We start from the raw sequence: 15,707 nt of genomic DNA on the forward strand, positions 1-15,707 counted from the left end.
CTTACTTTTGCGGTAAATAAAGGAAATATTTATGGATAATTTGAGAGAATGGGCAAATAATCTTTTACAACTTATAGGGCTATCATCCGAAACTGCTGATCGTTTTGACAATCTTCTTGTTTTGTTCTTGATCTTAATAGTTGCTTATGTAATTGACTTCGTTTGCCGTAATATTATTTTAAAAATCTTCACTAAAATCGCGAATAAAACAAAGACGATCTGGGATGATCTGATCATCGAGCGAAAGCTTATTCATAAAATGATTAATATTGTTCCGTCAATTTTCATCTACATGATGCTTGCCTACGCTTTTCCGGAGCAAAATCAAAGTGAACTGCTCGATTTGCTGAAGCGTCTTTGCGAAGTTTACATCATTGCCATCTCTTTACGTTTTGTTTACGCTTCTTTAGGATTGGTACACGAGGTTTATAGTCAAAAGGAGGCTTTGAGAAATAAACCATTGAAAGGTTTTATCCAGATAATGCAGATAACAGTTATTGTTATCGGAATAATAGCGATTGTCGGCATATTAATAAACCAGCCTATAAAAGGATTGCTTACCGGACTTGGTGCCTCTGCTGCTATTTTAACATTGGTTTTTAAGGATACTATACTTGGTTTTGTTGCCGGAATACAATTATCGGCTAACGATATGCTGAGACCCGGCGACTGGATCACAATGGATAAATACAAGGCTGACGGGGTGGTTATTGAAATGACTCTTTATGCTGTTAAAGTAAGAAATTGGGACAATACGGTAACGACCGTTCCGCCGTACGCGTTAATCAGTGACTCGTTCCAGAACTGGAGAAACATGTTCGAATCCGGTGGTCGCCGCACCAAACGATCTATCAATATTGATATAAACAGTGTTCGTTTTTGTACTCCTGAAATGCTTGAGAAATTTCGTAAAATATCTTTGATCACTGATTATATCGATGGGAAAGAAGAAGAATTAAGTACGTTCAACGAGTTACATAATATCGATTCGTCTATTTTGGTAAATGGTAGGCGACAAACAAACTTAGGTGTATTCCGTAATTATCTGCTGCGCTATCTGAAAAGTTATCCGGGCATCAATCACGATCTTATGTGCATGGTTCGTCATCTACAACCTACAGATAAGGGTATTCCAATTGAATTGTATTTCTTCTCGGCAGACAGAACTTGGGTGGTTTATGAATCGCTTCAAGCTGATATATTCGACCATGTGCTTGCCGTTATTCCCGAATTCGATCTTCGTGTATTTCAGGATATATCGGGAAATGATCTGCATCAACTTAAAACTGAAAGTAAATAAACGGCTGTACACCGGCATTTTTGAACTGAACAACTATAAATATAGTAATAATCAACATCAACGCCTGCACCAGTAAAGGCGAACGGGTAACAATTCCCTGTACATACGCGTCCGCTTTTTTCGGCATAAAGTGAAAGATGTATCCCAACACCATAAGGGCCGATACCACGGAATAACCGCTAATAAACTGAATGAAAATTTCAGGATGGAAATTCGTGAATATCTGGGTCAATATTTCTTTTACTGTTTGTATCGAATCTGCCCTGAAAAATATCCAGCCAAAGCAAACAACATGAAAGGTAAATATCGTACCTGTAAACCGGCGCACAATGCCCATCTCCTCTCCCGTCTGTTTGAAACTTTTAAAACGCCCCATAATAAATTTGTGGATAGCCAAAGCTATACCGTGCAAAGCACCCCAAAGGATAAAACGTATTGAAGCACCGTGCCACAAACCTCCCAGCAGCATGGTAATAAACAAATTCACATAGGTTCGTATCTTTCCCTTCCGGTTTCCTCCTAACGATATATAAAGATAATCTTTCAGCCAGGAAGACAAGGAGATATGCCATCTACGCCAAAATTCCGTAATTGTAGCAGACTGGTAGGGAGAATCAAAGTTGACATTAAAACGAAAACCAAGCAGCAACGCGATACCGATTGCCATATCCGAATAGCCCGAAAAATCACAGTAAATCTGTAGGGCATAACCATAAACGCCCAGCAAATTCTCCACTCCGGTATAAAGCAAGGGCGAATCAAACACACGGTCTACAAAATTGAAACTAATATAATCGGATATAACTGTTTTCTTGATCAGCCCACAAAGCACAAGATACAACCCTTCGCCGAATTGCAAGCGACTTAATGTCGGAGCCTTATACATCTGGGGGATAAATTCGCGCGCACGAACAATCGGTCCTGCCACAAGCATGGGGAAGAAAGAAACATAAAACAAATAATCTATCCACCTATGCAATACCACAGTTTTCCCTCTGTAAATATCTATGATGTAACTGATCGACTGAAACGTGAAGAAAGAAAGACCTACCGGTAGAAAAATATCCATCTTCTCAAAGCTCATCCGCTGCAAAGTGGCATCTCCTAAAAGATAGCCAATTTCATTACCGGCTCTTACAATTAGCTCATACAAGAAGTTGAAATATTTGAAATAAGCCAACATGCCCAGATTTACACAAAGGCTAAGCGTTACCAGTAACTTCTTTTTCCATTGTGTTGCAGTTATTTCCAGCACACGCCCGATCAGATAATCGGAAGTAGCCGTAAAGATCAGCAGTCCAAACCACAAGCCACTACTTTTATAGTAGAAATACAGGGAAAACAATGTCACATAAATAATACGCGCCAACGTATTTTTCCGAAGTGACATGTAGATCATAAAAAACCCAATAAACAGAATAAAAAACAATCCACTACTAAAAAGCATAGGGGAATTCGGTTGATAAGTAAGCAGATCGAGTGCTTTATCAATCGACAATTGAGAGAAATAAATACGTATTGAATCTAACAGAGTTTCCATTATTCGTCTTTAATTGCTACTTCGTGTGTGTTGTTTTTATAGCTATTCATCCAGGATAAAAAGAATAAATCAGCATGAGCCCGGTATCCTTCTTTTGTGAAGTGCACCCGGTCTCTACCGAGATAACCGCCTTTGTACCACTTTTGAGATGAATCTTTTCCTCCTGTCGCTACAAAAAGGTCCCAACAGGCTATACCTTCCTGGTTGGCTTGTTTTATTAAGGCAGAAGCAACTTTTGATGTATTATCGTTTCGAACATATACTCTTTGCTTATTAACTCTTTTCCGCTTGTAGCATTCAGCGGGAGTAGTCAGCAACAATGCGGTATGAGGCATATATTTTTTTACCATCAATAAAAAATCATGAATCTGACCACGGAACTCATTTTCATCAAAACGAACGCCAAAAGACTCATTCGTACCTAAAGATATGATCAATAGATCCGGCTTAAGTAATGCCAATCGAGGTAAATAATCCGGATCGGTATAATTTACAAACATGGCACCGTTCACTCCGACGGAATGATACAAAACACCCGGATTACCATTTGTCAGATTCAGACCATAATAAATATTCGAAAAATCAGATGCCGGCAAAAGAACATCCGTATCCGGTTTACGACGGGTGCTATGAAGTTGCAGTATGTCGGTAGATTTTGTTATCCTAAAGGTGTCCATTAATAAACGGGGAGCCAGACTTTGCTCGTTTCTGGAGGTACTCACCGAATCTTTCAACGGACCGGCCGGCAACATCGGTGTAGCTTTATCTCCGCGATAAAGTACAGCCTGATTAAATTCATAGCCTGCACCATTATTCGGTGCAATAACAACATCTAAATTTACCGAACCGGATAGCGTTTTGAGTCCTATACCTCCGGGGCCTATCGGTGTTTTCTTCTGCTTTTGTATAATTCTTCCGGCAACCCAGTCTTTAGCAGCCGATCGCAGGAAATAATCGTCCGGTTCGTTTGTTCGGGAAAGTTTAAAAGGAGCAACCCATCCCCTGCCCGCATTGCCGAATTGCTGATGCAACAAACGCATTATGCGCCCCGATAAATGTCCGGCCTGCACATGCGAATCTCCGAGATGAACGATAGTCAGGGTAGTATCCTTTCCGGATTCCAACGCACGCAAAATATTAAAAACAGGTTCCAGATGATTCGTTTCATCTTTTATGATTAATTGAGATGCTACGGCAAAAGACAAATCGGCTTTTAATGTATCCGCAGGTTTAATTATTGAGTCATGTTCGGGCAAAAAGGGCAACGCCGACACGGTTTGCGCTTGCGCGTAATTAGTTGCAGATAATAATAAGCTCCCCAAAAACCAAAATAGCAGGAATGGGTTAATGTATCGTTTTTGCTGCCTCATCATAAAATTCTTTTTCCAACATTAACGCATCATAAAAAACCTTAGCGATTTCTCGTCCGCCTCGAAAACTCAAGTGCGTATAATCTTTACTTGCCCAATTATTTTCCACAAAACGGGTCATACTGTTTACACCTCCCATGGCTCCAAACGTATTCCAAAACGTAATTCCGGTGCTTTTAGCGATTTGCCGCTGAGCATGCAACAACGCGAGAACAGCCGGCATTGTTTCGAACGAATCCTCAGACTGATAAGCCCGGTCGGATACGCCCATCAACAAGATATCCGCATTCGGGAAACACTGCTGTATATGTCTTACCACTCCTATCATGCGGGCTCTGTACCATCCATAATTCAATATCTCTTCGCTCACTACATTTAAACCGTACTGAAGCACAATAAGATCATACGGGCGAACTTCTGCAAAATCCTGACAAAGCTCTATATTGAGGCGATCAAGAATTAAACCCGAATTTCCACGAAGAGAAAAATTATCAACCACTATACCGTCATTGTCTTCCATTGCAGTACCGAAAGCCAGCATCTCTTCACCACCGGAAAACTGAAATGAAGCTTCTTTAAAAGGTTTGTTTATTTCAAAGAAACCAAACTCATTTTTAGGAGGCAATCTCTTTACAACCGTATCCGGAAGCGCATCCGTAACATAAGCGATTGTACCGGGAGAATCTCCCATATAATAGAACTTAAACGATGAAACGTCGGCCAGTTTCGGATGTAAATCTGCCGATTTGATACGCAACGAAGCCTTTCCCTCCGGTTCAAACAACGTTCCGGAAAACATATACGAATGCGTAGTATCCTTCAGTATCGAATGTGCTTTCCAGCCTTCTGCTTTTTGATTAATTGTAGGGCGGTATTGGTCTGTAATCGAAAAGACAGGAACAAAACCCACACCGTTGCCACCGAATTGCTTTTGCAACGCGGTTCTTATATCCGACACAATAATATCGCCTTCAATAAATGAGTCGCCAAGAAAAGCGATTCTGACCGGTCTGTTAAGTGTTTCCCTTGACTTTAGCGCGGAAAAGAAACGCGACAGCCCCACATGTCCTGTGGAATAATCTTCAATATGCATACCCGCTGAATCCGCACCAGCCACGGCGTATGTCGTATAATATAATGAATCTCTTAACGCCAACTTAGTAGAATCAAGCGTTTTGTCAACAACAAGCGAATCCTGAATCAGTTCATGCTCGGGAATTGTATCTGTCTCTTCCAGCTGCCTCATCAACGAATCTAAAGATATAGCGACGGGTTTTACACGAACATCTGCCAGTAAATCCACTTTCTTCAGTTTATATCCACCAATTGAATCAGGAAGCCAATAGAGAACTATGCTTCCTGCAAATGCAATAAAGAGTACAATAAATAATCTTACAAAGCTATTCTCTTTGTTCATTTCAGTTACTTAATAGGGCGCAAATATACAGAATATAAATTTTGCTTTACCGCAGATAAATATTTTCTATAGTTTTATACCCGAACTTTCCTTACTTTTACAAAACAAAACAGAAAAAGGGTTTGTTAGATATATAGAAATCAATAATACAAAACTGGTATGATGACACTTTTTTTGAGTTTGTTTATATTTATATCAACAAATAATGAAATAATTAATAAAAAGGAGAATAATAGTATGAAATTTGAATTAGTAAAATTACCTTATGAAACCGATGCGCTGGCACCAGTAATCAGTAAACAAACAATTGAATTACATCACGGCAAACACCTGCAAGCCTATGTAACTAATTTAAACAATCTTATCCCAGGAACTAAGTTCGAGAATGCAGACATTGAAACGATCATTCGTGAATCAGACGGCGCTATTTTTAATAACGCAGGACAAATATTAAATCACGATTTGTATTTTACTCAGTTTTCACCAAAAGGTGGAGGCGAGCCTACAGGTAAATTGGCTGAAGCAATTAAAAATACCTGGGGATCTTTTGAAAGTTTCAAAGCTGAATTCGAGGCTGCGGGTGTTTCTCTTTTCGGATCAGGTTGGGCATGGCTTGCCAAAGATAAAGAAGGCAAATTAGTAATCACCAAAGAAGCAAACGGTAGCAACCCTGTTAAGAACGGTTTGACTCCAATCCTTGGCTTTGATGTTTGGGAACACTCATACTATCTTGACTATCAAAACCGTCGTGCAGATCACCTCAAAGCTTTGTGGCAGATCATCGACTGGGAAGCGGTAGGTAAAAGATACTAATCGATATTTTATTTAGTAATTTAGAAAGAGACATCTTCTTAGTAGGATGTCTCTTTTTTTTGTTTGTTCACTGCAGTTATTCAAAATGCAAACGAACAACAGTCCTACCAAACAGGAAAAGTGTTATTTTTGAGATACAAAAGAGATTCATTTATACTATAATATCATGAAAACAATAAAATGGGGCATACTGGGATGCGGAGATGTTTGTGAAGTAAAAAGCGGTCCGGCTTTTTACAAATGCGAAAACTCTGCCTTACTGGCAGTTATGCGAAGAGATGCCCGGAAAGCAGCAGATTTTGCCCTACGCCACAATGTGCCACGTTTTTACGCCAACGCGGATGATTTGATTAACGATCCGGAAGTGGATGTGGTTTACGTTGCCACACCGCCGGGCAGCCATGCCGAGCTGACCATCAAAGCCCTGCAGGCTGGAAAACCGGTTTATGTGGAAAAACCAATGGGATGCAATTACGCCGAATGCCTACGGATGGTAGAAGCGGCAAAAACAAGCGGACAGCAACTATGGGTGGCTTATTACCGGCGTTCGTTGCCTTATTTCCTGAAAGTAAAGGAGCTATTGGAACAACAAGCCATCGGAAAAGTGCAGACGGTAAAAGTTGAATTCTTCCGTCCTCCTCTTTTATCAGATATAGAAAAAGCAGCGCATACCTGGCGTGTCGATAAAAAAATTGCCGGAGGCGGATATTTCTATGATATGGCATCTCATACGATTGACATGTTACTCTTTTTATTGGGACAGATTAAAACGGCGAGTGGAATTGTTGGACATGTTGGAGGATTATATGCTGCCGAAGACACCGTCAGCGCGTCGTTGCTTTTTGAATCCGGCGTGGTGGGATCCGGCCTTTGGTGCTACGTTTCATCAGACGTACAAACGAAAGACCTGATTGAAATAACCGGAGATAAAGGCATTATCCGCTTTTCGACATTCGATTTTTCCGATATAGAATACATCACACACGCCGGAACAGAGAAGTTCGGCTTCCCTAAACCGGAACATATCCAGCAATTTATGATACAAAGCATTGTTGATGAACTTTCCGGCAAAGGAAAATGCCCTTCTTCCGGCGAATCGGGAGCCTTAACTAACCGGGTTATCGATCTGATTTTTTCAGGCAATGCAGGTTCTATTTAATGAACGATAGTTATTTTAATAAATCGACATACATTCATTTTGACAGGCAATACTATATTTCAATATTTATATCCTTTATTTTGCTTTTTCCATATATATAGAAAAACTTTACTACAGTTATAGAAAAACTTTACCACAGATATAGAAAAAGGAAAATAAAGGACTTTAAGGAAAAAGAAAAGGTTATAAAGAAAAAAAACTTGTATAAAGCCAAAAAAAGGGACAAAGCAGATCATCGCCTTGTCCCTTTTGTATGTAATGAGGTTTTAATTATAAACCGCTAAAGTCAACGCTTTCAAAAGCCAGCGATGGCACCTTCCAGCTTGACGAAGGACGCGGATCGTTGCCGATTTCGAGCAGGTTGCTCCATAACGTCAGCATATTTCCCGTGATGTTCATTTCCGAGATTGGCTGTGTAAGCTTACCATTCTCGATCAGGAAGCCCTCTACACCATAAGAGAAGTCGCCTGTTGTGCTGTTGCTATTACCACCGTTAAATCCGGTGATAAGGATTCCTTTTTTGGTAGCAGCTATTAATCCGTCGGTATCTTTATCTCCCATTTGAAGATTGATGATAGACGGTCCGCTGATGGTTTGCGGCGTAGCCATCTTGTTCGCGCTGTACGTGTCGATGAAATAAGTTTTCAACACACCACCTTCAATCACAGGCATTTGCTTCGTAGCCACACCTTCTCCATCAAAGTAACGCGCTCCGGAAGCACGTTTGATATGCGGCGTGTCAGTAATAAACAATTTGTCGCTCACAATTTTCTGGTCCAGTTTATCAATCAGGAAAGAATTTTTCTGCTGAATAGCCGATCCATAAAGCGCACCCATAATGGGTGAAAGCAAACGAGCCGAGTTCATATTGTCTACAATCATGGTGTACTTGCCGGAAGCCACCTTCTTTTGTCCTAACTTGCGAATCACACGTTCGAGCGCCTTAGTGCCTAATCCTTTTTTAATTAGCGTATCGTAGAATAAGGCGGAGTCGTACCAGTAAGAAGACGGGCGAGCTTCGCCATCTCCCTTAATGCTGACACTTGACACCAGTGAAAAAGAAGAAGCTGAGCTTTCGCCTTCAAAGCCATTGCTGGTTATCATATATTTAAACTCCGTATCATCGCTGTATGAAGCCTCCGCGGAGATAATGCGCTCATCCTTGCCCATTATTTCTTCGCAAGTACCCATAGCGAGAGAAACTTTGTCGTCCGGATTTACATTTTCCGCTTTAGGATCGTAAAGTTCCAGGTCAGGTTGCCCACCTTTATAATATAAAGAAGCATCCGGTAGCGTACGCGCGGTATCTTCCGCAAGGTAGCGGGTAGAATCCACACCGTTCTTAATAAAACTTTCCAGTTCTTTGCGATCTATGCGATTAGTAGAGAAGGAGCCGAAGCGTCCGTCTACATATAATTGTATTACTAAGCTGCACTCCGTAGCCTGTTGCAGGCGGTCAATTTTCATATTGCGCACTTCCAGCGAGCTGTTTGAGCCGCTATACAGACTTACTCTTGCATCCTGACATCCGTTTTTCAGGGCAAAATCCATAGCCCATTGGGCCAATTTCTTATTTTCGTTCGTTATCATATCAGCTTTCTCCTCCTACTGTAAGTTTGCTAACTAAGGCAGAGGGCATACCGCAGGTAACAGGACAAGATTGTCCGTCTTTACCGCAAGTCCAAGTGCCGTTGTCCATTTTGTAATTGTTGCCTACCATGGTAATATCGGCCAAAGCCTTCGGACCATTGCCGATAATGTTAATGTCTTTGATAGGCTGAGTCAGTTTGCCGTTTTCAATCAGGTAGCCGTCTTTCACGAAGAAAGTAAAGTCGCCGGCACCGATTTGCACCTGTCCATTCGTAAAGTTTGAAGCATAGATCCCTTTCTTTACGGTAGAGATCATCTCTTCTTCCGTTACATTGCCTGCCTCCATATAAGTAGCACGCATACGCGGTATAGGCATCATACGGAAAGACTCCCGACGCCCGTTTCCTGTGGATGGAATGCCGTAATGCTTCGCACTCAAGCGATCGTGCAAATAGCTGGTAAGAACGCCGTCTTTTACAATATACGTTTTTTGTCCTTCTATGCCTTCGTCGTCAATATTCACCGAACCACGATTGAACGGGATCGTTCCGTCGTCCACTACGGTAATGTTTTCATTACATATTTTTTTGTTCAGCTGATCGGCAAAAATAGAAGTATTCTTGCGGTTAAAGTCTGCTTCAAAAGCATGTCCGATTGCTTCGTGCAATAAAATACCCGATCCTCCGGCACCCATAACCACAGGCATTTCACCTCCCTTAGGCTTTATTGCCTGAAACAGGATAGATGTTTTTTCAATCGCTTCTTTGGCCAGGGTTTCAATAACCTCATCCGTCAAAAACTCAGCTCCCATACGGTAAGAACGCGCGGCATACGAATTTTCGATCTTCCCGTTTTCTTCCATAATGCAAACAGCACTAAGTGTAACCATCGGACGATAGTCGTAATACATCTGCCCTTCCGAATTACAGAATAAAATATGAGAAGTAGAATCTCCCAAAGAAGCACTTACCTTATTAACCCGCTTGTCGAGCGCAAACACTTTGTCGTTAAGTTTTTGCAGATAAGGCATTTTTTCCTTTACCGCAATTTCATCCCATGCTGTTTGCACGGTGTAATAATTGTTCGTTACCGGAATCTCGGTCAGGTTGACCGCCGCCGTTGTTTTACCCGCGTTAGCAATGCGCGCGGCTGTACGTGCCGCCTTAAGCATTTCGTCCAGCGTAATGGTTTCCACATAGGCATAACCCGTTTGATCTCCGGAGAGAACGCGTACTCCCATTCCAAAATCGATATTCGACGCTGCACGATTAACGGCTCCGTCCTGCAATCCAATATTGTTTCTGTACGTATGTTCAAAGAAAAGATCGGCATAATCTCCTCCTTTTTCGAGTGCTGCTGCCAACACTTTTTTCAAATCCTGCTCGCTCACTCCAAAATGATTTTGAGCAAACGAGATACCGGCTGCTTTGTCGGCTGCACTACCGGTACAACCTCCTAAAAAGGAAGGGGCCGCTAATGAACCAATCATAACCATACCTCCTGTTTTAATAAAATCGCGTCTGTTAAACTTCATATTCTGCTATTTAGTTTATTTGTTTTTTTCTTTTGCCCATTCCATCACGTTGGCCGGAGGCCGTTTCGCCAGTAATTCCTGCTTCATAAAATCCATATAAGGAGCCACGTGGTTAAAAAATTTCTTGAACCCCACACAAAGATAGTTAAGCCCATATTCGCCATTTGCAGTGTAAAGGAAACGATTTTTCGGACACTCTCCGTTACAAGCGAACAGGAATTCACACGCTTTACATTGCGTAGGAAGTTTGTCTTGTTTATCATTTCCGAAACGAATCTGCTCAGTACTGTACATCATCTCTGTAATAGAACGAGTCCGGATATTTCCGAGTTTATATTCCGGAAACACAAAATGATCACAAGCGTACATATCTCCGTTGAATTCCATCACACCGGCATGTCCGCAAGTTTTAGCCAGCGTACAAACACCCGGTTGTTCACCAACCCAGTTAGCAAGTGTGGAATCAAACAGTTGAATGTAGTAAGTGCCTACATCGCTTTTCAGCCATTCATCGAAGATAGCGCAAAGAAACTCACCCCATTTCATCGCGTCTACCGAAAAAGGAGCCAGCGTTACCTCCTGATCTTTTTCATCAGGGGTGCTTAGTTTATTCTGCTTCATCCGTTCAACAATAGGCGAAAACTGAATATAATGACAATCAATACTTTTGAAAAAGTTATAAAATTCCAAAGGAAAGTCTACATTGTAATCATTCACAACAGCCATCGCGTTATACTCGACCTGATGTTTTTTCAACAACTCAATGCCTTTCATCACTTTGTAAAATGACGGCAAACCTTGTTTATTGCGCCGATACTCATCGTGAAACTCCTGTGGCCCGTCAATGGAAACACCAACCAGGAAATTATTTTCCTTGAAGAAGAGACACCACTCGTCTGTCAGCAATGTGCCGTTGGTTTGTATGCAGTTATCGATCTGTCGCCCTCTTCCGTATTTGCGTTGCAACTCCAATGCTTTTTTGTAAAAAGAGATAGGGCGCATCAGCGTTTCACCACCATGCCAGGTAAAAAGTATTTCGGGGGTTGTTTGACATTCGATGTATTCTTTAATGAATTTCTCCAGCAACTCATCGGTCAATATATGATTTTTCACCTCCGGATAGAAGTGGGATTTTTCCAGGTAGTAACAATACTCGCAAGCCAAATTACACACTGCACCAATTGGTTTCAACATAACATAAATTGGTTTAGCGAATGGCGATAAAAAGGTGCTGCTCATGTACAATCATTATTTGTAGGAAACAAATGTAGTAAAAATATGACCTATTATAAGAAAACGCACATTACTATTTAGTTTGATGCGGAAACAATGTTTCATTTATTTTGTACTTTTGTCCAACATTAAAAAAAGTTACTGTATGAAACCTTTCCTATCCCTTCTTTTATCGGCCATTATAACTACTGTGTGCAGTGTTCAGGCACAAGAGGCCGAAACCTTAGTACTTATTGACACAGACATGGGAAAAATCAAGGTTAAACTATATAACGAAACTCCGCAACACCGGGATAATTTCATTAAACACATCAATGAGAAAACTTATGACGGATTGCTTTTTCACCGGGTAATCAAACAATTTATGATACAAGCAGGAGACGTTACCTCGAAAGACGCTCCACTCGACAAGGAACTTGGCAGTGGAGATTTGAGCTACACCGTGCCTGCAGAATTTGTTTATCCGCAATACTTCCACAAAGCAGGAGCCTTATGCGCGGCAAGAACAAAGGATGAAGATAATCCGGAAAAGAGTTCCTCTCCTACTCAATTCTATATCGTAACAGGTAATTATTTCACGGAATTGGAATTGAATAAAATGGAGAAGGAAAAGAATTTCACGTTAACTCCTGAACAGCGCGAAGCCTACATGCTTTCGGGAGGTGCGCCTCATTTAGATGGAAACTATACGGTTTTTGGAGAAGTAATCAGCGGAATGAAAACGGTCAACAAGATTCAGTTTGTCCCAACAAATGAAAAAGACCGTCCACTGAAAAACATTAAAATCAAGACGGTAACAGTTGTTAAAAAATAGTTACAAAACGCATTATAAACAAATAATACAATTGGGTGTCCCTATCATGTTGGGACAACTGGGTATTATCATTGTTGGGTTTGCCGATAATATTATGGTAGGTCACCATAGTATGGAGGAATTGGCCGCCGCCTCGTTTGTAAACAACTTCTTCACGCTGGCCTCTATTTTCGGCATTGGCTTTTCGTATGGACTTACTCCGATTATCAGTGCGCTTACCGCCCGAAAAGAACCCCGTGATGCCGGAGCAATTCTAAAGAATAGCTTATTAAGCAATTTCCTGATCGGCATAGGACTTGTTGTTGCTATGACCATCCTCATATTGAACATAAACAAACTCAACCAACCTACAGAACTAATCCCCCTCATCATTCCTTACTACCTACTGCAATTAGCATCTATTCCTTTCGTGATGCTGTTTAATGCCTTCAAACAATTCAGCGATGGCATGGGTGATACAGTTACTCCGATGTGGATCATGCTTGGAACGAACGTAATAAACATATTTGGTAATTATCTCTTTATCTACGGCAACTTCGGTTGTCCGGAGATGGGATTAAATGGTGCGGGAATGACTACTCTTGCCATACGTATTCTTGCCCTTATTCTGTTTTGCCTGCTGTTTCTGTTTCACCCCAAGTATCAAGAATTCCGTATAGGTTTCAAAAACTCATTTATCAATCGAAACTCTCAGGGATTGTTGTTCCGCATGGGCATTCCGGTTGGGATTCAGATGGGTGTAGAAAGTGGCTCTTTCAGTCTGAGTGTGCTTATGATGGGATGGATAGGAAGCGTGGCCTTGGCTGCGCATCAGATTGTAGGCGTAGTCACAACTTTAGGCTTCATGATTTATTACGGTATTGGTGCTGCGGTAGCTATCCGGGTGAGTATGTGTAAAGGACAAAACGATATAGTTAACGCGCGCCGCACCGCATTTGCCGGTCTGCACATTATTATATGGTTAGCATTAAGCGTTATGCTTATCATTTTTCTATGTCGCAACTATATGGGTTATCTTTTCACAGACGATGAAGATGTGGTCAGAATGGCCGCTTTATTGGCCTTCCCGGTTATTCTTTATCAGTTTGGAGACGGAATGCAGATTTTGTTTGCTAATGCATTAAGAGGCATTTCCGATGTGAAGTTTCTTGCTTATTCTGCTTTTGTATGTCACTTCGGAATTGCGCTACCGCTCGGATATTTCTGTGGATTTATCTTGGATTGGGGACCATTAGGCATTTGGTCGGGCTTTCCGATAAGCCTTACCGCATTAGGTATTGTATTAGGCTACCGGTTTAACAAGAAAACAACGTCATGGAAAAAAACGAATTAAGGCTATCGGATTATCGGGGACATCTGGCGATGCTTACAGCCAATATTTTGTGGGGATTAATGGCTCCGATATCCAAAAAGGTATTATCATCCGGATTAATTGACGCGATATCACTTACCACATTTCGTTTAGTTGGCGCCGCCATCCTATTCTGGATAGCCTCCTGCTTCACAAAGAAAGAAGAAGTAAGTCCGCAAGATATGATACGCCTCTTCTTTGCCGCCTTATTGGGGATCGTTTTCAACCAAGGATCTTACGTTATGGGTGTTTCGCTTACCTCTCCGATCAACGCTTCAATCGTAACTACAACAAGCCCGATCATAACGATGATTGTCGCAGCCCTTTACCTGAAAGAGCCTATTACGGGAAAGAAAATATCAGGCATATTTGTCGGTGCATCCGGGGCTTTGCTTTTGATTATGGGAAGTCAGCAAACAACAACCGGTGGCAACGCCGGAAATATCGGAGGTGATTTATTGTGTTTATTGGCGCAGTTTAGTTATTCCATATATTTTGTGCTTTTCAAAGGTTTGATCGGACGGTATTCTCCGGTCACATTAATGAAGTGGATGTTTATGTATGCCTCGGTTTGCTGCATACCTTTCTCCTACAACCATATTACTGCAATCGATTTCCCGGCTCTGTCAATGGATATTTATATAGGGATTGCCTATGTTGTGGTTGGCGGAACGTTTATTACCTATTTCCTTGTGCCGGTAGGACAGCGATTGCTACGCCCTACTGTTGCGCTAATGTATAATTACATGCAACCGATCGTTGCTTCGGTTGTAACGATACTGTGGGGAATGGATACATTCGGATTGAGCAAATCGCTTGCCATTGTGCTTGTGTTCGCAGGCGTTTATATTGTAACGAAGAGTAAGTCTAAAGCACAATTAGACGAGGAAGAGGCAATAAAAAACGCCGGATTAAAGTCCGGCGGTAATACCAAGCCATAAATTATCATCGGGTACGGGAGCGATTATTTTTACCGGCTGCTTAGATACCGGATGAATAAACTCAGCGCTATGGGCATGCAAGCTTATACCCCCGTCTTTATTTGAACGGTCTGCCCCATACTTCAAATCGCCTTTTATCGGACAACCCATTTTTGCTAACTGACAACGTATTTGATGATGCCGTCCGGTTTTGAGATCTATCTCAAGCAAATAGTAATTGTCTGAAGTTGCTATCAGTTTGTAATGAAGGATCGCCTTCTTTGATTCCGGTTTTTCCGTATCGTAAGCATAACTCTTGTTTTGCTTTTCATTACGCACCAACCAATGTACCAACTCCCCTTCTTCCTGCGGAGGACGGTTCTTCACGATTGCCCAATACGTTTTTTTGATATCCCCGTTGCGGAACATTTCGTTCATTCGGGGTAACGCTTTGCTGGTTTTAGTAAATAAAACAAGACCGCTTACCGGGCGGTCCAAACGATGAGTAACCCCGACATAAACATTTCCGGGTTTGCAATACTTCTCTTTCAGCCACGCCTTAAGCATGTCGGAAAGAGGAGTATCACCGGTTTTATCTCCTTGTACAATCTCGCTGCAAGTTTTATTTACAGCGATCAGGTGATTGTCTTCGTAGATAACTTCCAT

The 15,707-nt window shown here is 41.5% G+C and carries 13 protein-coding genes; 6 read left to right on the plus strand and 7 right to left on the minus strand.

Going from position 1 to position 15,707, the window contains the following annotated elements; all coding sequences use genetic code 11:
• Positions 1–31: 31 nt before the first annotated feature.
• The gene (locus B9Y81_RS04140) at positions 32–1,300 is read left to right on the plus strand and encodes a mechanosensitive ion channel family protein (RefSeq protein ID WP_085535733.1); all 1,269 of its coding nucleotides are present in this window, start codon (positions 32–34) and stop codon (positions 1,298–1,300) included.
• Here the strand turns inward: B9Y81_RS04140 and B9Y81_RS04145 are convergent.
• The 3 genes from B9Y81_RS04145 to B9Y81_RS04155 are packed head-to-tail and all read right to left on the minus strand — an operon-like array spanning position 1,281 to position 5,627.
• Complete coding sequence (locus tag B9Y81_RS04145; RefSeq protein ID WP_085535734.1) at positions 1,281–2,840, minus strand: MBOAT family O-acyltransferase; 1,560 nt, start codon at positions 2,838–2,840, stop codon at positions 1,281–1,283. The genes B9Y81_RS04140 and B9Y81_RS04145 overlap by 20 nt on opposite strands.
• Positions 2,840–4,213 carry a GDSL-type esterase/lipase family protein gene (locus B9Y81_RS04150; RefSeq protein WP_245832394.1) on the minus strand — a complete coding sequence of 458 codons (1,374 nt, stop codon included), beginning with the start codon at positions 4,211–4,213 and terminating at the stop codon, positions 2,840–2,842. The genes B9Y81_RS04145 and B9Y81_RS04150 overlap by 1 nt, the downstream gene beginning before the upstream one ends.
• On the minus strand, positions 4,185–5,627 hold the full coding sequence (locus tag B9Y81_RS04155) for an SGNH/GDSL hydrolase family protein (RefSeq protein WP_085535736.1): 1,443 nt from the start codon (positions 5,625–5,627) through the stop codon (positions 4,185–4,187). The genes B9Y81_RS04150 and B9Y81_RS04155 overlap by 29 nt, the downstream gene beginning before the upstream one ends.
• A gap of 159 nt (positions 5,628–5,786) precedes the next feature.
• Here B9Y81_RS04155 and B9Y81_RS04160 point away from each other — a divergent pair, with 159 nt between their 5' ends.
• Positions 5,787–6,440, plus strand: coding sequence for a superoxide dismutase (locus B9Y81_RS04160; protein ID WP_085535737.1), 654 nt, complete (start codon positions 5,787–5,789; stop codon positions 6,438–6,440).
• Positions 6,441–6,606: 166 nt separating this feature from the next.
• Positions 6,607–7,599 (plus strand): Gfo/Idh/MocA family protein, encoded by a 993-nt coding sequence (locus B9Y81_RS04165; protein ID WP_085535738.1) that lies wholly within the window; start codon positions 6,607–6,609, stop codon positions 7,597–7,599.
• A gap of 270 nt (positions 7,600–7,869) precedes the next feature.
• Here B9Y81_RS04165 and B9Y81_RS04170 read toward each other — a convergent pair whose 3' ends face one another.
• From B9Y81_RS04170 to B9Y81_RS04180, 3 genes are read right to left on the minus strand one after another with little or no spacing between them, the layout of a single operon-like run.
• Entirely contained in the window at positions 7,870–9,189 is a 1,320-nt protein-coding gene (locus B9Y81_RS04170) for a TldD/PmbA family protein (protein WP_085535739.1), read from the minus strand.
• A 1-nt stretch (position 9,190) separates the two neighbouring features.
• Positions 9,191–10,723, minus strand: a complete 1,533-nt coding sequence (locus B9Y81_RS04175; RefSeq protein ID WP_085535740.1) for a TldD/PmbA family protein — start codon at positions 10,721–10,723, stop codon at positions 9,191–9,193.
• Between the two features lie 15 nt (positions 10,724–10,738).
• Entirely contained in the window at positions 10,739–11,962 is a 1,224-nt protein-coding gene (locus B9Y81_RS04180) for an anaerobic sulfatase-maturation protein (RefSeq protein ID WP_085535741.1), read from the minus strand.
• A gap of 139 nt (positions 11,963–12,101) precedes the next feature.
• Between B9Y81_RS04180 and B9Y81_RS04185 the strand changes: the two genes are divergently transcribed.
• Genes B9Y81_RS04185 through B9Y81_RS04195 form a run of 3 tightly spaced genes read left to right on the plus strand, consistent with a single transcriptional unit; the run spans position 12,102 to position 15,062 of the window.
• Positions 12,102–12,770 carry a peptidylprolyl isomerase gene (locus B9Y81_RS04185; protein ID WP_085535742.1) on the plus strand — a complete coding sequence of 223 codons (669 nt, stop codon included), beginning with the start codon at positions 12,102–12,104 and terminating at the stop codon, positions 12,768–12,770.
• A 46-nt stretch (positions 12,771–12,816) separates the two neighbouring features.
• A complete protein-coding gene (locus B9Y81_RS04190) occupies positions 12,817–14,103 on the plus strand; it encodes an MATE family efflux transporter (protein WP_085535743.1) in 1,287 nt (428 codons plus the stop codon).
• Entirely contained in the window at positions 14,085–15,062 is a 978-nt protein-coding gene (locus B9Y81_RS04195; protein WP_085535744.1) for a DMT family transporter, read from the plus strand. Before B9Y81_RS04190 ends, B9Y81_RS04195 begins: the two co-directional genes overlap by 19 nt.
• Here B9Y81_RS04195 and B9Y81_RS04200 read toward each other — a convergent pair.
• Positions 15,033–15,707 carry an RluA family pseudouridine synthase gene (locus tag B9Y81_RS04200; RefSeq protein ID WP_085535745.1) on the minus strand — a complete coding sequence of 225 codons (675 nt, stop codon included), beginning with the start codon at positions 15,705–15,707 and terminating at the stop codon, positions 15,033–15,035. The genes B9Y81_RS04195 and B9Y81_RS04200 overlap by 30 nt on opposite strands.

Source organism: Massilibacteroides vaginae, from assembly GCF_900178525.1.
In the GTDB taxonomy this organism is placed as follows: Bacteria; Bacteroidota; Bacteroidia; order Bacteroidales; family Tannerellaceae; genus Massilibacteroides; species Massilibacteroides vaginae.